The 17407-nt window shown below is 58.3% G+C and carries 18 protein-coding genes; 13 read left to right on the forward strand and 5 right to left on the reverse strand.

The window, feature by feature from the left end; all coding sequences use genetic code 11:
• Position 1: 1 nt before the first annotated feature.
• Complete coding sequence (gene glnE / locus ACOTY9_RS13345) at positions 2–2857, reverse strand: bifunctional [glutamate--ammonia ligase]-adenylyl-L-tyrosine phosphorylase/[glutamate--ammonia-ligase] adenylyltransferase (protein ID WP_248187800.1); 2856 nt, start codon at positions 2855–2857, stop codon at positions 2–4.
• A gap of 21 nt (positions 2858–2878) precedes the next feature.
• A complete protein-coding gene (locus ACOTY9_RS13350) occupies positions 2879–4180 on the reverse strand; it encodes an inorganic triphosphatase (RefSeq protein ID WP_058690393.1) in 1302 nt (433 codons plus the stop codon).
• A gap of 229 nt (positions 4181–4409) precedes the next feature.
• Here ACOTY9_RS13350 and ACOTY9_RS13355 point away from each other — a divergent pair, with 229 nt between their 5' ends.
• Both ACOTY9_RS13355 and ACOTY9_RS13360 read left to right on the forward strand, forming a co-directional pair.
• A complete protein-coding gene (locus tag ACOTY9_RS13355) occupies positions 4410–5030 on the forward strand; it encodes a TIGR04211 family SH3 domain-containing protein (protein WP_014885272.1) in 621 nt (206 codons plus the stop codon).
• 60 nt (positions 5031–5090) lie between these two features.
• A complete protein-coding gene (locus ACOTY9_RS13360; RefSeq protein ID WP_014885273.1) occupies positions 5091–6332 on the forward strand; it encodes a multifunctional CCA addition/repair protein in 1242 nt (413 codons plus the stop codon).
• Positions 6333–6345: 13 nt separating this feature from the next.
• On the opposite strand, the gene bacA is transcribed toward ACOTY9_RS13360, so the two are convergent.
• Both bacA and folB read right to left on the reverse strand, forming a co-directional pair.
• A complete protein-coding gene (gene bacA, locus ACOTY9_RS13365) occupies positions 6346–7167 on the reverse strand; it encodes an undecaprenyl-diphosphate phosphatase (RefSeq protein WP_023337815.1) in 822 nt (273 codons plus the stop codon).
• Positions 7168–7272: 105 nt separating this feature from the next.
• Complete coding sequence (gene folB, locus ACOTY9_RS13370; protein WP_014885275.1) at positions 7273–7641, reverse strand: bifunctional dihydroneopterin aldolase/7,8-dihydroneopterin epimerase; 369 nt, start codon at positions 7639–7641, stop codon at positions 7273–7275.
• 107 nt (positions 7642–7748) lie between these two features.
• On the opposite strand from folB, the gene plsY reads away from it, so the two are divergent.
• From plsY to ureG, 9 genes are all read left to right on the forward strand, one after another.
• A complete protein-coding gene (gene plsY / locus ACOTY9_RS13375) occupies positions 7749–8363 on the forward strand; it encodes a glycerol-3-phosphate 1-O-acyltransferase PlsY (protein ID WP_014833311.1) in 615 nt (204 codons plus the stop codon).
• A gap of 111 nt (positions 8364–8474) precedes the next feature.
• The gene (locus ACOTY9_RS13380) at positions 8475–9302 is read left to right on the forward strand and encodes an urease accessory protein UreD (protein WP_045134842.1); all 828 of its coding nucleotides are present in this window, start codon (positions 8475–8477) and stop codon (positions 9300–9302) included.
• Between the two features lie 10 nt (positions 9303–9312).
• Positions 9313–9615, forward strand: a complete 303-nt coding sequence (locus ACOTY9_RS13385) for an urease subunit gamma (RefSeq protein ID WP_003862556.1) — start codon at positions 9313–9315, stop codon at positions 9613–9615.
• Positions 9616–9625: 10 nt separating this feature from the next.
• Complete coding sequence (locus tag ACOTY9_RS13390; RefSeq protein WP_014885277.1) at positions 9626–9940, forward strand: urease subunit beta; 315 nt, start codon at positions 9626–9628, stop codon at positions 9938–9940.
• Positions 9933–11636 carry an urease subunit alpha gene (gene ureC, locus ACOTY9_RS13395; protein WP_088127293.1) on the forward strand — a complete coding sequence of 568 codons (1704 nt, stop codon included), beginning with the start codon at positions 9933–9935 and terminating at the stop codon, positions 11634–11636. Before ACOTY9_RS13390 ends, ureC begins: the two co-directional genes overlap by 8 nt.
• A gap of 9 nt (positions 11637–11645) precedes the next feature.
• The gene (gene ureE / locus ACOTY9_RS13400) at positions 11646–12110 is read left to right on the forward strand and encodes an urease accessory protein UreE (protein WP_023337818.1); all 465 of its coding nucleotides are present in this window, start codon (positions 11646–11648) and stop codon (positions 12108–12110) included.
• Between the two features lie 9 nt (positions 12111–12119).
• Positions 12120–12659 carry a HupE/UreJ family protein gene (locus ACOTY9_RS13405; RefSeq protein ID WP_014885280.1) on the forward strand — a complete coding sequence of 180 codons (540 nt, stop codon included), beginning with the start codon at positions 12120–12122 and terminating at the stop codon, positions 12657–12659.
• Positions 12659–13333 (forward strand): urease accessory protein UreF, encoded by a 675-nt coding sequence (locus ACOTY9_RS13410; RefSeq protein WP_336228260.1) that lies wholly within the window; start codon positions 12659–12661, stop codon positions 13331–13333. The genes ACOTY9_RS13405 and ACOTY9_RS13410 overlap by 1 nt, the downstream gene beginning before the upstream one ends.
• A 9-nt stretch (positions 13334–13342) precedes the next feature.
• Positions 13343–13960: an urease accessory protein UreG gene (ureG, locus tag ACOTY9_RS13415; RefSeq protein WP_014885282.1), complete on the forward strand. Its 618-nt coding sequence runs from the start codon at positions 13343–13345 to the stop codon at positions 13958–13960.
• 87 nt (positions 13961–14047) lie between these two features.
• On the opposite strand, the gene tsaD is transcribed toward ureG, so the two are convergent.
• The gene (gene tsaD / locus ACOTY9_RS13420) at positions 14048–15061 is read right to left on the reverse strand and encodes a tRNA (adenosine(37)-N6)-threonylcarbamoyltransferase complex transferase subunit TsaD (protein WP_014885283.1); all 1014 of its coding nucleotides are present in this window, start codon (positions 15059–15061) and stop codon (positions 14048–14050) included.
• A gap of 236 nt (positions 15062–15297) precedes the next feature.
• Here tsaD and rpsU point away from each other — a divergent pair, with 236 nt between their 5' ends.
• Both rpsU and dnaG read left to right on the forward strand, forming a co-directional pair.
• Positions 15298–15513: a 30S ribosomal protein S21 gene (gene rpsU, locus ACOTY9_RS13425; protein WP_001144069.1), complete on the forward strand. Its 216-nt coding sequence runs from the start codon at positions 15298–15300 to the stop codon at positions 15511–15513.
• Positions 15514–15628: 115 nt separating this feature from the next.
• Entirely contained in the window at positions 15629–17374 is a 1746-nt protein-coding gene (dnaG, locus tag ACOTY9_RS13430; protein WP_014885284.1) for a DNA primase, read from the forward strand.
• Positions 17375–17407 lie beyond the last annotated feature (33 nt).

The following is a 17407-nucleotide window of genomic DNA, read 5'->3' on the forward strand; positions in this document are numbered from 1 at the left end:
ATCACACTTGATTTGTTACGCACGGCTCCACCAGCCATTTCTGCCAGCTTGCCGTCACCTGGGCGCGCTCTGCGGCAAAACAGTCCAGCGCGACATGTCCCGGCTGCTCCTGCAACGCCAGGTGATGAAGTTCATCGCGCAGCGTGGTGTAGGCGCGGGTTAAGGCCTGCGCCTCTTGCTCGTCCATAATATCGTTTTGCGCCAGCAGTTCCAGAATGCGCACGTTATCCGACCAGCGCGTCAGCTTCGGCTTATCGTGTGCGTGCAGCAGCACCAGATACTGAGTGATAAATTCAATATCGGTAATACCACCCTCGTCGGCTTTAATATCAAAGCGATCGCGATGCTTATTGCCCAGATGCGCGCGCATTTTCTCGCGCATCTCGCGCACCTCGGTCTGCAACGTACTGCCCTCGCGCGGGGTGGTCATGACCGCCCTGCGAATCGCATCGAACTGCGCGTGCAGCTGCGGATCGCCATAGACCACGCGGGCCCGCACCAGCGCCTGATGCTCCCACGTCCAGGCTTCGTTTTTCTGATAATCGGCGAAGGATTCCGTTGAGGTCACCAGCATGCCCGCCGCGCCGGACGGGCGCAGGCGCGCATCTACTTCATACAGAATGCCGGACGAAGTGCGGGTGCTGAACAGGTGCATAATGCGCTGGGCCAGGCGCAGATAGAACTGACGCCCGTCGATTTCGCGCTCGCCGTCGGTCATCACGTCCGCCGGGCAATCATGCAGGAAGATCAAATCCAGATCGGAACTGTATCCCAGCTCCCAGCCGCCGAGCTTGCCGTAACCCACCACCGCGAAGCCGCGCCCTTCTCGATCGGCCAGATGTTTTGGCTGACCGTAGCGGGCCACCATCTGCCCCCACGCCTGATGGACAACCGCGTCAATAATCGCTTCCGCAAGCCAGGTTAAGTGATCGCTCACTTTCATCACCGGCAGCGTTCCGGCAATATCGGCCGCCGCCACGCGCAGCATCTGTGCCTGTTTAAACTGGCGCAGCGCCTCAAGCTGTTGCTCTTCGTCCTCTTCAGGCACGCGCAGCAAATACTGGCGCAGCTCGTCACGATACGCATCCGTCGCCGTCGGCTGATAGAGCGTGTTCGGGTCGAGCAGTTCGTCCAGCAGCAGCGGGTAACGCGCCAGCTTGTTCGCCACCATCGGCGACGCGGCGCAGAGCGTTATCAGGTGCTTCAGCGCGCCCGGAAACTCGCTCAATAGCTCAAGATAGGTGGTACGCGTGATAATCCCGCTCAGCAGCGGCATCATGCGCGACAGCGGCACCGGCGCGTCTTCTCGCGAGCAGACCTCGCTCAGCAGATGCGGCATCAGATGATCCAGCACCTGACGACCGCGCGGCCCGATGGCGCGTTTGTTCAGTTCGAGACGGAAATCGGCAATTAAGGCCACCACACGATGACGGGCATCATCGCTTAAGTGCGTCAGCACCGGCGTGGTGTCATCTTCCTGGAGCGCATCCTGCCACAGCTCGCGCCAGTGCTCGGAGAGCGCATCATCCGGGGATTCACTTTCATCGTCGCCAATCAGATCGTTAAAGATGCGGCGCACGCCTGCCATGTGTGCGTCCAGCGTTTCGGTCAGTGCCGCCCAGTCGTCCGCACCCATGCCCCAGGCCAGACGCGCCCGGTTCAGCTCATCGCCCGGCAATGTCTGCGTCTGCTCGTCATTGATGCTTTGCAGCAAATTTTCCAGACGGCGCAGGAAAAGATAGGCTTCGCGCAGGGTTTGCGCGTCGCCATCCGGCAGCAGGTGCAGTTGCTCAATGGCGCTCAGCGTCGGCAGGAGCGAGCGCGACTGCAGCGACGGCTCTCGCCCGCCGCGAATGAGCTGGAAGACCTGAACGATAAATTCAATTTCACGAATGCCGCCCGCGCCGAGCTTAATATTGTCCTTCAGCCCACGGCGGCGGACCTCGCGGGCAATCATCCCTTTCATATTACGCAGGGACTGGATCACGCTGAAATCAATGTAGCGGCGGAAAACGAACGGGCGCAGCATGGCGCGAAGTTCGTTAGCATAAGCGTCGTCGCTGTCGCCCATGATCCGCGCTTTGACCATTGCGTAACGCTCCCAGTCGCGTCCCTGCTCCTGGTAATAATCCTCCAGCGCGGCAAAGCTCAGCACCAGTGGACCGCTGTCGCCAAACGGGCGCAGGCGCATGTCCACGCGGTAGACAAAGCCGTCCTGCGTCGGCTGGTCCAGTGCCTTGATCAGACGCTGGCCGAGGCGGGTAAAGAACTGGGCGTTGTCCAGCTCGCGGCGCCCGCCGCGCGTCGAGCCGTTTTCCGGCCAGGCAAAAATCAGGTCGATATCTGAGGAGAAGTTCAGCTCGCAACCGCCCAGCTTCCCCATCCCCAGAATCAACAGCGGCTGCGGAACCCCTTCTTCACTGCACGGCGTGCCCCACTCTTTACAGCAGGCGGCGTAGAGCCAGTCTCGCGCGGCGATGATCAGCGTTTGCGCCAGCTCGCTCAACTGCTGCAACGTACTCTCTTCGCTCACCAGCGCCAGCGACTGCGCCCAGGCAATGCGTACCATCACCCGGCGGCGAAACTGACGCAGAACGCGCATCAGCGTCGCTTCATCAGCCACATCTGCCAGCGCGGCTTGCAGCCAGCTGGCATACTGCCGCCACTCGTTCGCCTGCGGCGGTGCGCTCTCCAGCTCTGCCAGCCAGTCCGGGTTGGCACTCACACTTTCCTGAACAAAATCACTGAACGTGAGCACGCTTTTGGCCTGCTCACTTAACGATGACGCCGGTAAAGACTCGGGCAGACGTTCGCAAACGGTCTGCCAGTGCTGCTGTAACTGCGAAGAAAGCGGCATATCAGGGGTTCCTTGCCAGAATTAACGTTTTCCGCTGTGCAGCCAGTACGGATCCTGCGAAATGGCCTCGTTGCGGAAATGCTCGATCTCAATCTGCTGACGGGTTTCAATGGCATGCTTGAGCCCCTGCCAGTTTTCCAGCCAGGCCTGCGCCTTCACGCCCTCATACGCCCCCGACAGCAGCAACATGCTGTCGATATTACGCGCCAGACGGGGAAGCTGATCGCCGTACTGGTCACCCAGCGGATGTGCAAAGGTCGTTCTCAGCTCGGCAGCGTGACGGGATAGATGGATATCCGCGAAGCGTTTAAAATTATCCGCGATTTTGGTCTGCGCTTTTGCATCCAGGAAGCTGCGCCAGCCGCGCGTCACCAGAAACTCGGTCAGCGCCAGTTTTGCCGCGGCGTTTTGCGGGCTGTAGATCACCGTTTGCGCGGAGACATCGGAATGCATCAGCGTTTCAGTTTGGGTCAGCAGGTCACGTAAGTGAGCACTTGCTTTACGCGGTACGATACCGCCAAACAGTGCCAGGGCATGACGCACCAGCCCAATGGCGGCCAGCACCTGTTTGCTGGCATTTTTCACGTTACGCGCCCAGAGTTCCTCATGGTACTGCCATTGAGAGAGGGCCAGCTCCAGCGCCGCTTCCATGCCCTGTTCAATGCTGGCCTTCGGAACAACACGCAGAATCGGGGTCTCTCTCAGCAGGCGTGGCGCATTCCCGGCCGCCAAATGGTAACCGCGCGCCGCTTTGCTCAGGCTGCCCTGACGTAAACCCGGCTGGCTCACCAGCTTGCGCGCCAGTTTCAGCACGTCGCTCGCATCTCCTTCCAGCAGTTCCAGCTCCAGCTCGCAAATAGGCTCCTGGCACTCACCCGCCTTCACTTCGCCTAAATCCAGCGCGATTTCAATGCGGCTCTTACCTTCCGTCACCAGCCATTTCTCACGGCAAAAATCGGTGCTGAACAGCGGCTGTACCTGCTCTGCCAGCGTGGCAGGTAGTCCACCTTCCGGCCAGACCTCCGCCGGGAAACGATCCAGCTCAAGTTCTGGCTTACTGATGTCGATATTGTATTCCGGGCGCTGGTGCAAACCGCCGACCACGCGGCCGGCGATTTTCATCGTCATCTCGTAGCGCCCGTTTGCGCCGCGGATGCGCAGCCCCATATCGTGGCTACGCAGCCAGTTGTCCGGCGTTTCGTAGTAGATGTTGAGCAACTGTACGGGTTCATGGTGCTCGCCGGAGAGCGTATGCAGATGCTGGCGGAGCGCGTCAACGCTGTCTTTTTCGACGATAAATTTTAATTCGATTTCCTGAGCCATAGCCTTGTACTTTTGCGGGCGTCACAGACGCGTCAATGAGGGCGAACTTCCTCGCCATTTGTTTGTCAGTACATAGTATTTTGCGCCAAATTGCCATGCAATGAGCAATTTGACGGGCGTAAATGTGTAGAGTCGTGACACAGATGATTCTGATTGCTGACGAATGCTTTGCGTAGAGACACTGTTGCCACTACTATCGTTCCACTATTTATGAAAATAACGACTAATGATGCTTAAATTACGCCTGATTGGACTTACTTTACTCGCTTTTAGCGCCGCAACCGCAGTGCACGCTGAAGAGAAGCGTTACGTTTCTGACGAACTGAACACCTGGGTACGCAGTGGCCCCGGAGATAATTATCGCCTCGTGGGCACGGTGAATGCCGGCGAGGAAGTCACCCTGTTACAGACCAACGCGGACACCAACTATGGTCAGGTTCGCGACAGTACCGGTCGTACTTCCTGGATCCCGCTGAAAGAGCTGAGCACCGTACCAAGCCTGCGCACGCGCGTTCCGGATCTGGAAAACCAGGTGAAGACCCTGACCGACAAGCTGAACAACATCGACGGTACCTGGAACCAGCGCACCGCAGAGATGCAGCAGAAAGTGGCACAGAGCGACAGCGTGATTAACGGTCTGAAAGAAGAGAATCAAAAACTCAAAAACGAGCTGATCGTCGCGCAGAAAAAGGTAAACGCCGCGAATCTGCAGCTTGATGACAAGCAGCGCACCATCATCATGCAGTGGTTTATGTATGGCGGCGGCGTGCTGGGCGTGGGTCTGGTGCTGGGTCTGGTCCTGCCGCATCTTATCCCAAGCCGCAAGCGTAAAGACCGCTGGATGAACTAATTCGTCTTCTCTGCCAGACTTACGTATCATTCTGGAAAAGAGAAAACGGGAGAGTTGGGCGTGAAGAGTTATCTGGTCGGTGGTGCGGTACGTGATGCGTTGTTAGGTCTGCCGGTCAAAGATAAAGACTGGGTTGTCGTTGGCGCCACCCCGGAAGAGATGCTCGACGCGGGCTACCAGCAGGTAGGCCGCGATTTTCCCGTGTTTCTTCATCCGAAAAGCCGCGAAGAGTACGCTCTGGCGCGTACCGAACGGAAATCCGGCTCCGGCTATACGGGTTTCACCTGCTACGCCGCGCCGGATGTGACGCTGGAGCAGGATTTGCTGCGCCGCGATCTCACAATTAACGCCCTGGCACAGGACGAAAACGGCCATATCATCGATGCCTACGGCGGGCAGGATGACCTGCGCAACCGTCTTTTACGTCACGTCTCCCCGGCATTTTCTGAAGATCCGCTCCGCGTTCTGCGCGTGGCGCGCTTTGCCGCGCGTTACGCCCATCTGAGCTTCCGCATTGCGGATGAGACGATGGCGCTGATGACGGCCATGACCGAGGCGGGCGAATTAGAACACCTGACGCCGGAGCGCGTCTGGAAAGAGACGGAAAATGCCCTGACCACCCGCAACCCACAGGTCTTTTTCCAGGTCCTGCGTGACTGCGGCGCACTGAAGGTGCTGTTCCCTGAAATCGACGCGCTGTTTGGCGTACCCGCGCCGGCAAAATGGCATCCGGAAATTGATACCGGCGTGCACACGCTGATGACGCTGAGCATGGCGGCCATGCTCAGTCCTGAAGTAGACGTGCGTTTTTCCACCCTCTGCCACGATCTCGGCAAAGGCTTAACGCCGAAAGAATTCTGGCCACGGCATCATGGTCACGGCCCGGCAGGCGTAAAGCTGGTAGAAGGGCTTTGCCAGCGCCTGCGCGTGCCGAATGAGATCCGTGACCTGGCAAAACTGGTCGCTGAATTCCACGACCTGATCCACACCTTCCCGATCCTGAAACCCGCCACTATCGTGAAGCTGTTCGATAATATCGACGCCTGGCGCAAGCCGCAGCGCGTGGAGCAGATCGCACTCACCAGCGAAGCCGACGTTCGCGGCCGCACCGGGTTTGAAGCATCCGATTACCCGCAGGGGCGACTGCTGCGCGAAGCGTGGATTGTGGCAAAAGCGGTGCCGACGAAAGACGTTGTCGAGGCAGGATTTAAAGGCCCGGAAATTCGTGAAGAGCTGACGAAACGGCGAATTGAGGCCGTAACGGCGTGGAAGGAAAAGCGTTGCCCTCAGCCGAAAGACTGAGGGCAGTGGGTCATCAGAAGAAGACCACGTAAACGGCAGCCGCGACAATAAAGCGGTAGATCGCGAACGGAATGAACGAGATACGCTTAATCAGCTGCAGGAAGGTTTTGATGGCAATCAGCGCCACGATAAAGGCGGTGATAAAGCCCACGGCAAACATCGGAATGTCACCCGTGGTCAGGAAGCCAATGCTTTTGTAGAGATCCAGCGCGGTGGCGCCCATCATCATTGGCACCGCCAGCAGGAACGAGAACTCCGACGCCGCGTAACGGCTCACGCCCATCAACATCCCGCCGGAAATCGTTGCCCCAGAACGGGAGAAGCCCGGCCACAGCGCCAGACACTGGAAGCAGCCAATGATAAATGCCTGACGATACGTCATATCGTCCAGCCCTTCCGCACGCGGGGTTTTAGGCTTCAGCACTTCGGCAGCAATCAGCAGGAAGCCACCGACCACCAGCGCGTACATCACGTTAATAGGGTTAAACAGCGATTTGATGGCATCGTGGAAAACCAGGCCCAGCACCACTGCGGGGATCATCCCGAGCAGAATATGAATGAGCGTCAGGCGTCCCGAGCCTTCGCCTTCACGCTGCGGCAGACGGCCAAAGTGGATGCCGATCAGGCCAAACAGGCGACGCCAGAACATCACGACCACCGCCAGAATAGAACCGAGCTGAATGACGACTTCAAACGTCTTTGCGGTATCGCCTTCAAAGCCCAGCAGATGGCCAACGATAATCATATGGCCCGTACTGGAAACTGGCAAAAACTCCGTCAATCCTTCGACCACACCCAGTATTGCCGCCACCAGCAGCGAGTGCATATCGCTCATCTATAAACCCCTAAAAAGATATAAAAAAACGGTCGCCCCAACGGCTCCCGTGAAAGATACAGCTATAAGACCGATATAACCTAAAATGGTTTAGCAATTATGACGTTAAATCTTGCCTTTCAGATTTGTGCCACGCTCGATAATCACGCCCACATTGGCCGCACGCGCTACCGCTCCCGGCTTGCTCAGCTTGATGCGCACCCACGGTGAGTTGAATTTGGTCAGCAGCAGTTCCGCCACCTCTTCCGCCACACGTTCCACCAGCGCAAAACGCTGTCCTTCCACATGGCCGATGACCGTTTCACTGATGTCGGCGTAGCTCAGACAGTCATTCACATCATCGCTTTTTGCTGACTTGCGGTTGTCCCAGCCCATTTCGATATCGAACACTAACTTCTGCTCGATGGTCTGTTCCCAGTCGTAAACACCAATTGTGGTGATTACCGAAAGTTGCTCTATAAATACAATATCCATCACGACCTGCCTGCTTTTTGGCTAAACCGGATACCACTTCCGGCGAATTATGCGTATTATCCACAGATGCTGAGAATACAGATACATTTTCAAAACGGAACAGCGTTATGAGTGCAATCGCGCCTGGAATGATCCTCCTCGCCTATCTTTGCGGCTCAATCTCCAGCGCCATTCTGGTCTGCCGCATTGCCGGGTTACCTGACCCGCGTGAAAGTGGTTCCGGGAATCCGGGAGCGACCAACGTACTTAGAATTGGCGGCAAGGGAGCAGCCGTAGCGGTTTTGATTTTTGATGTTCTGAAAGGGATGCTACCCGTCTGGGGCGCTTATGCGCTGGGCGTCACGCCGTTCTGGCTGGGGCTCATTGCGATTGCGGCCTGCGTCGGCCACATCTGGCCCGTTTTCTTCGGTTTTAAAGGTGGTAAAGGCGTTGCAACCGCCTTTGGCGCTATCGCCCCTATCGGCTGGGATCTTACCGGCGTAATGGCGGGCACCTGGCTGCTCACCATCTTGCTGAGCGGTTATTCCTCGCTCGGCGCCATCGTCAGCGCGCTCATCGCCCCGTTTTACGTCTGGTGGTTCAAACCCCAGTTCACCTTCCCGGTGTCAATGCTCTCCTGCCTGATCCTGCTGCGTCATCACGATAATATTCAGCGTCTGTGGCGTCGTCAGGAGACCAAAATCTGGACGAAGCTCAAGCGAAAGAAAAAAGATCCGGAGTAAAACGCGCAACGCCGGCAGCAGAAAACGTATCCATAAGCGACTCATATGACAGCCTTCATTTCCGCCAGGGCATACTGAAACGTATCCCGATGGTGTGGAAATGGATGCAGCATGTTAGCAGCTCAGGTTACTGATAATACGTATAAAGGCTGGCAGGCATCGCTTGCCCTGCTGTTTTGTCACACCCCTGAGAAAACCCTCCTGCACGCCGCCCACCACGTCGGGCCGCTCACCGTTCAACGCCCGTTTTATCCCGAAGGGGAAACCTGTCACCTCTATTTACTGCATCCGCCCGGCGGCATTGTGGGCGGCGATACGCTGGACATTTCCGTTCGGCTGGACGCCAAAAGCCACGCGCTTATCACCATGCCCGGCGCCAGTAAGTTCTATCGCAGCAGCGGCCCGCAGGCCTGTCTGAATCAACACTTTTATCTCGATGATGGATCCACGCTGGAGTGGCTGCCGCAGGATACCATCCTCTTTCCCGGTGCCAATGCCGCACTGCGCTCCGTCTTCCACCTGAAGGCCTCCAGCACGCTGCTGGCGTGGGAGTTGTATTGCCTGGGTCGCCCGGTAATCGGTGAAACCTTCAGCCACGGCACGCTGGAGAGCCGCCTTGAGGTCTGGGTAGACGATGAACCGCGCCTGATTGAGCGTCAGCACCTGAGCGACGGCGATCTTGCGCCCGTTGACGGACATCCGTGGCTCGGAACGCTGCTGTTCTATCCGGCCGGGGAAACGCATCTTGATACGGTCCGCGAGCGCCTCGCACCGCTGGGAAATTATGCAGGTGCAACGCTTACCGACGATCTGCTGTCGGTGCGTTTCCTCTCCCACGATAACCTGATATGCCAGCGGGTGATGCGCGACATCTGGCAGTCGCTTCGCCCGCTTCTCACCCCTAAAAATGCCTGTTCGCCGCGTATCTGGCAGACATAAGAGAAACGTTATGGAACTGACCCCCAGAGAAAAAGACAAGCTGTTGCTGTTCACCGCCGCGCTGGTTGCCGAACGCCGCCTTGCGCGCGGGGTTAAGCTCAATTATCCGGAATCGGTCGCGCTGATCAGCGCCTTTATTATGGAAGGCGCGCGCGATGGCGAAACCGTCGCCTCGCTGATGGAAGCGGGTCGTCACGTACTGACGCGCGACCAGGTAATGGAGGGCGTACCGGAGATGATCCCGGATATTCAGGTGGAGGCCACCTTCCCGGACGGCTCCAAGCTCGTCACAGTCCACAATCCGATCGTCTAAGGAGCACGTCATGATCCCTGGCGAATACCAGATCCAGCCCGGCACGGTTGCCCTCAACGTCGGGCGTGAAACCCAACAAGTGATTGTTGAAAACCACGGCGACAGGCCGATACAGGTCGGATCGCACTATCACTTTTACGAGGTCAACCCGGCGCTGAAGTTCGACCGGGAAGCCACCAGAGGCTACCGGCTGAATATTCCGGCAGGCACCGCCGTGCGTTTCGAGCCCGGCCAGAAGCGGGAAGTCACGCTGGTACAGGTGACGGGCGCGCAGCGTATTTTCGGGTTTCGCGGCGAGGTGATGGGGGAGGTGAAAAATGGCTGACATTTCACGCCGGGCGTATGCCGATATGTTCGGCCCCACCATCGGCGATAAAGTGCGGCTGGCCGACAGCGAGCTATGGATCGAAGTGGAAGACGATCTCACGGTCTACGGTGAAGAGGTCAAATTCGGCGGCGGAAAGGTGATCCGCGACGGTATGGGCCAGGGGCAGATGACCGCCGACGACTGCGTAGATCTGGTGCTCACCAACGCGTTGATCGTCGATCACTGGGGGATCGTGAAAGCCGATATCGGCGTCAAGAACGGGCGGATCTTTGCCGTCGGTAAAGCCGGTAACCCGGATATTCAGCCCGGCGTGACGATCCCAATCGGCGCCGCAACGGAAGTGATTGCCGCCGAAGGGAAGATCGTGACCGCGGGCGGGATCGACACCCATATTCACTGGATCTGCCCGCAGCAGGCGGAAGAGGCGCTGGTTTCCGGCGTGACCACCATGATCGGCGGCGGCACCGGCCCTGCGGCGGGCACCAACGCCACCACCTGCACGCCAGGGCCGTGGTACATCGCGCGTATGCTGCAGGCAGCCGATACGCTACCAGTGAATATCGGCCTCCTCGGCAAAGGTAATGGCTCTAACCCGGACGCCCTGCGCGAGCAGGTCGCGGCTGGCGCTATTGGGCTGAAGATCCACGAAGACTGGGGCGCAACGCCCGCGGCGATCAACTGCTCGCTGGAGGTTGCCGAAGAGATGGATATTCAGGTGGCGCTGCACAGCGACACGCTGAACGAGTCCGGGTTTGTCGAGGACACGCTGGCCGCGATTGGCGGGCGCACCATCCACACCTTCCATACCGAAGGCGCGGGCGGCGGCCATGCGCCGGATATTATCACCGCCTGCGCGCATCCGAATATTCTGCCCTCCTCCACCAACCCGACGCTGCCCTACACGGTGAACACCATCGACGAGCATCTCGACATGCTGATGGTCTGCCACCACCTCGACCCGGATATTGCCGAGGACGTGGCGTTTGCCGAGTCGCGCATTCGCCGGGAGACCATCGCCGCTGAAGACGTGCTGCACGATATCGGCGCGTTCTCGCTCACTTCGTCAGATTCACAGGCCATGGGCCGCGTGGGAGAAGTGATTATCCGTACCTGGCAGGTTGCGCACCGCATGAAGGTCCAGCGCGGCGCCCTGCCGGAAGAGACCGGCGATAACGACAACTTCCGCGTGAAGCGCTATGTCGCTAAGTACACCATCAACCCGGCGCTGACCCACGGCATCGCCCATGAGGTCGGTTCCATTGAGGCGGGCAAGCTGGCGGATCTGGTGGTCTGGTCACCGGCGTTTTTTGGTGTCAAACCTGCCACCATCGTCAAAGGTGGAATGATCGCCTGCGCGCCGATGGGCGATATTAACGCCTCGATCCCCACGCCGCAGCCGGTGCATTACCGCCCGATGTTTGGCGCGCTGGGTGCCGCGCGCCACGCCACCCGGCTGACGTTTATCTCCCAGGCCGCCAGCGCGAACGGCGTCCCGCAGCAGCTCAATCTGCAAAGCGCCACGGCGGTGGTGAAAGGCTGCCGGACGGTGAAGAAGACCGACATGATCCACAACGGTTTACTGCCCAATATTACCGTCGATTCGCAAACCTACGAGGTGCGCGTCGACGGTGAACTGATAACCAGCGAACCGGCCGACGTTCTGCCGATGGCGCAACGCTATTTCCTGTTCTGAGGAGTGATGATGATCTATTTAACCCAACGCCTGGACCACGCGCACCCGATTACCGCCAGCGTGACGCTGCCGATTGACGTGCGGGTGAAAAGCCGCGCCCGTGTGGCGCTGAACGACGGCCGCGACGCCGGGCTGATGTTGCCGCGCGGCCTGCTGCTGCGCGGGGGCGACCTGCTGACGACAGACGACGGTAGTGAGGTCATCGAAGTGATCGCAGCGGCAGAGTCGGTCTCCGTGGTGCGCTGCGCCGACCCGTTCCTGCTCGCCCGCGCCTGCTACCACCTGGGCAACCGCCACGTGCCGCTGCAGATCATGCCCGGCGAACTGCGCTATCACCACGATCACGTTCTCGACGACATGCTGCGCCCGTTCGGGCTGGAGGTGACCTTCGACTCCCTGCCGTTTGAACCGGAAGCGGGCGCCTATGCCAGCGATGCCCACAGCCATAGCCACTCTCACGCTCATTCACATTAAGGATTAATTATGCGCAAGCTCCTCCCCCTGTTACTGCTGGCCTTTTCCGTTCCGGCGCTCGCCCATCCAGGCCATGGTGCCGACAGCTTCCAGGCCGGTTTTTTCCATCCCCTGACCGGGCTCGATCACCTGCTGATGCTTACCGGCGCGGGCGTGCTCTCGGCGCTGAGTGGCCGCAAACTCCTGCTACCGTTTGCCACTCTCGGGATGATGCTCGTTGGCGCTGTTGCAGGCAGTCTGCTCGGCGGATTTAGCGGCATGGAGATGCTGATTATCGCCTCGCTGGCGGTCTGCGGCGTGATGATGTTTAAAACTGAAAACCGTCTGCTGCTGGCGGTACCTGCTCTGGCGATGTTCCACGGCTGGGCACACGGTGTGGAGATGTCCGGCCACAGCTTCTGGCTTTTCACCAGCGGGTTTATGTTCGCCAGCGCCACGGTGCTGTGCGCCAGCTTCGCGGCAGGTTTACTGCTGCGCCGTCATGACGGCCTGCGTAAAACGTTCGGCGGTGGGTTGATTGTCTCTGCCCTGCTGGCGTTGATGAGCTGATGGAGCACGCCCGCCAGTGGCTGCGCCTGATGCAGCTCTCCAGCAGTAGCCTGCCGGTTGGGTCGTTTACCTGGTCGCAGGGGCTGGAGTGGGCGGTAGAGGCAGGCTGGGTCACGAATGCCGACGCCTTTAAACGCTGGCAAATCCAGCAGATGGAGCAGAGCTTTTACTGCGTCGATCTGCCGCTCTTTACTCGCCTGTATCTCGCCTGCGAACAACAGGATTGGGTGGCGGCAAAACGCTGGACGGCATACCTGCTCGCCTGCCGGGAAACGCGCGAGCTGCGCGATGAGGAGCGCAACCGTGGCGCGGCCTTTACGCGCCTGATTAAAAGCTGGGAGCCAGACTGCCCGACTGAATGGCTGACACTGTGTATGCAGAGCCAGCTCTGCGGCATGGCGTGGCTCGGCGTGCGCTGGAGCATTGGCGCGCGCGAACTGGCGCTCAGTCTCGGCTACAGCTGGATTGAGAGCGCGGTGATGGCGGGCGTTAAGCTGGTGCCGTTTGGGCAGCAGGCGGCGCAGCAGTTGATTATCGACCTGAGCGACCACTTCGCCGCCGGGTTCGAAGAGGCATTTTTACGTGACGACGACGCACTGGGCGCAGCCACGCCGCTGTCTGCCATCGCCTCCGCGCGGCACGAAACACAATATTCACGACTATTCCGTTCCTGAGGAGTCAACATGGCTGATTACAAACATCCCCTGCGCGTCGGCGTCGGCGGCCCGGTAGGGTCGGGTAAAACCGCCCTGCTGGAAGCGCTCTGCAAGGCAATGCGCGATACATATCATCTTGCGGTAGTCACTAACGATATCTACACCAAAGAGGATCAGCGCATCCTGACCGAGGCGGGCGCACTGGAGCCAGAGCGCATTGTTGGCGTGGAGACCGGCGGCTGCCCGCATACCGCCATCCGCGAAGATGCCTCGATGAACCTGGCGGCGGTGGAAGCGTTAAGCGAGAAATTCGGCAATCTGGACCTGATCTTCGTCGAAAGCGGCGGGGATAACCTGAGCGCGACGTTCAGCCCGGAACTGGCGGATCTCACTATCTACGTGATAGACGTGGCCGAAGGGGAAAAAATCCCGCGTAAGGGCGGGCCGGGGATCACCAAATCTGACTTTCTGGTGATCAACAAAACCGATCTCGCGCCCTACGTGGGTGCGTCGCTCGACGTGATGGCGCGCGATACCAACCGCATGCGTGGCGAACGTCCGTGGACGTTTACCAATCTGAAAGCGGGTGACGGTCTGGCGACGATTATTGCGTTTCTGGAAGAAAAAGGGATGTTGCGGGTGTAATGCGGTTTATCGCCGGGTGGCGGCTTCGCCTGACCCGGCCTACGGTTTTTGTAGGCCCAGTAAGCGCAGCGCCACCGGGCAAAAAACTCACGCCTCAGGCAGTTCCGCCAGCGGCCAGCGCGGACGCACGGACACGCTCAGGTCAGACGTTGCCCCCGCGTTAAGACGCACCATCCCGGCGTAAGCGATCATCGCGCCGTTATCGGTACAGAACTCTGGACGGGCATAAAACACTTCCCCGCGACGCTTTTGCATCATCTCAGCCAGCTTCGCGCGCAGCGTGCGGTTGGCGCTGACGCCGCCCGCCATCACCAGACGCTTAAAGCCGGTCTGATCCAGCGCGCGCTTGCACTTGATCATCAGCGTATCGACCACCGCATCTTCGAACGCGCGGGCGATATCGGCACGGGTCTGTTCGCTGTCGTCGTTATTACGAATCGTATTCGCCGCGAAGGTTTTCAGCCCGGAGAAGCTGAAGTCCAGCCCTGGACGGTCGGTCATCGGACGCGGGAAGACAAAGCGCCCTTCCGTTCCCTGCGACGCCATTTTCGAGAGCATCGGGCCGCCAGGATAATCCAGCCCCAGCAGCTTGGCGGTTTTGTCGAACGCTTCACCGGCGGCGTCGTCGATCGACTCGCCCAACAGCGCGTATTTGCCAATGCCCGTTACGCTAATCAGCTGCGTATGACCGCCGGAAACCAGCAGCGCAACAAAGGGGAACTCAGGCGGATTCTCTTCCAGCATCGGCGCCAGAAGGTGACCTTCCATATGGTGAACCGGAATGGCCGGCACGTCCCACGCGAACGCCAGCGAACGGCCTACCGTCGCGCCAACCAGCAGCGCACCCACCAGACCCGGACCCGCGGTATAGGCCACGGCATCAATATCAGTTGAACGTAACCCGGCCTCTTTCAGCGCCGCCTGAATCAGGGGAACCGTTTTACGCACGTGGTCACGAGAGGCCAGTTCCGGCACGACGCCGCCGTAGTCAGCGTGCAATTTCACCTGACTATACAGTTGGTTGGCCAGAAGGCCTTTTTCGTCGTCGTAAATGGCGATGCCGGTTTCATCGCAGGATGTTTCAATACCCAGTACACGCATGACTTGTTTTACCTCGTTTCACTACCGCGCAGTGTAGAGCCTGGGCGGGGTGATGTAAAACTTTGTTCGCCCCAGGAAGAAGGCTCGTGTATACTCCTCACCCTTATTAAAGTCCCTTTCAAAATCGCATCGGTGCTTTACAAAGCAGCAGCATTTGCAGTAAAATTCCGCACCATTTTGAAATAAGCTGGCGTTGATGCCAGCGGCAAACCGAATTTATTAAAGGTGAGAGTTACATGCCGGTAATTAAAGTACGTGAAAACGAGCCGTTCGACGTAGCACTGCGTCGCTTCAAACGTTCATGCGAGAAAGCAGGTGTTCTGGCTGAAGTTCGTCGTCGTGAGTTTTATGAAAAACCAACGACCGAACGTAAGCGCGCTAAAGCTTCCGCTGTGAAACGTCACGCGAAGAAACTGGCTCGCGAAAACGCACGCCGTACTCGTCTGTACTAATCGCTTGAGGGCCTCAGCCCTCAATTGACAGACAGAGTAGTAGTCGTAAGGCCGTGCTTCCGGAAGGAATGCGCGGCTTGTTTTCGTTTATAAGTCGCTTAAATTTTTGGGGCATATGGCCGGAAGAATCCCACGCGTTTTCATCAACGATCTGCTTGCCAGAACCGACATCGTCGATCTCATCGACGCGCGGGTAAAGCTGAAAAAGCAGGGCAAGAACTACCATGCGTGCTGTCCGTTCCATAACGAAAAAACCCCCTCTTTCACCGTTAACGGTGAAAAGCAGTTCTACCATTGCTTTGGCTGTGGCGCACACGGTAATGCCGTCGATTTTTTGATGAACTACGACAAGCTCGAGTTCGTTGAAACCGTCGAAGAGCTGGCGGCGATGCATAACCTTGAAGTGCCGTATGAAGCAGGCAGTGGGCCAAGTCAGATCGAGCGCCATCAACGGCAAACGCTGTATCAACTGATGGATGGCCTGAATTCGTTTTACCAACAGTCTCTTAAGCACTCTGCGGCTGAGCCTGCGCGTCAATACCTGACAAAGCGCGGACTGAGCGACGATGTGATTGCGCGTTTCGCTATTGGTTACGCCCCGCCCGGCTGGGACAACGTGTTAAAACGTTTTGGCGGCAATAGCGAAGATCGTAAGTCTCTCATCGACGCAGGCATGCTGGTCACCAACGACCAGGGACGAAGCTACGACCGCTTCCGTGAACGGGTGATGTTCCCGATCCGCGATAAGCGTGGCCGGGTGATTGGTTTTGGTGGTCGCGTGCTGGGTGATGCCCTGCCGAAATACCTCAACTCCCCGGAAACCGATATTTTCCATAAGGGCCGCCAGCTTTACGGTCTTTATGAGGCGCAGCAGGATAACGCGGAACCTCCGCGTCTTCTGGTCGTCGAAGGCTATATGGACGTTGTCGCGCTGGCGCAGTACGACATTAACTACGCGGTGGCGTCATTAGGAACGTCCACGACGGCAGACCATATCCAGCTGCTGTTTCGCGTCACCAACAACGTGATTTGCTGTTACGACGGTGACCGCGCAGGACGCGATGCCGCCTGGCGTGCGCTGGAAACGGCGCTACCGTATATGACCGACGGGCGTCAGCTACGCTTTATGTTCCTGCCGGATGGCGAAGATCCGGATACGCTGGTGCGTAAAGAGGGCAAGGCGGCGTTTGAAGCGCGGATGGATCAGGCTCAGCCGCTCTCCACGTTTCTGTTTAACAGCCTGATGCCGCAGGTGGATTTAAGTACCCCTGACGGGCGCGCGCAGCTCAGTACGCTGGCGCTGCCGTTAATCAGCCAGGTGCCCGGCGAAACGCTGCGTATCTATCTGCGTCAGGAGTTAGGCAACAAGCTCGGCATTCTGGATGACAGCCAGCTTGAACGTTTAATGCCTAAACAGGCTGAAAACGGCACGGTTCGCCCCGCGCCTCAGCTAAAACGCACAACCATGCGTATACTGATAGGGTTACTGGTACAAAACCCCGAACTTGCGCCGCAAGTGCCATCGCTGGCGGGTTTGAACCACGAAAAATTGCCCGGACTTGGCTTATTTTCAGAACTGGTCAACACGTGTTTGTCTCAGCCAGGTCTGACCACCGGACAACTTTTAGAACATTATCGCGGCACAAAAGAGGCCGCTACCCTTGAAAAATTGTCGATGTGGGACGATATAGCAGATAAGGACATTGCAGAAAAAACGTTCACCGACTCGCTCAACCATATGTTTGATTCGATGCTTGAGTTGCGCCAGGAAGAGTTGATAGCTCGCGAGCGCACGCACGGCTTAAGCAGCGAAGAACGCCGGGAGCTCTGGATGATTAACCAGGAACTGGCGAAGAAATAAGTGAAAGACAAAAGTATTTAACGGCTTAAGTGC

The organism is Enterobacter cloacae complex sp. SHL012 (assembly GCF_049237505.1).
GTDB classification, from domain to species: domain Bacteria; phylum Pseudomonadota; class Gammaproteobacteria; order Enterobacterales; family Enterobacteriaceae; genus Enterobacter; species Enterobacter kobei.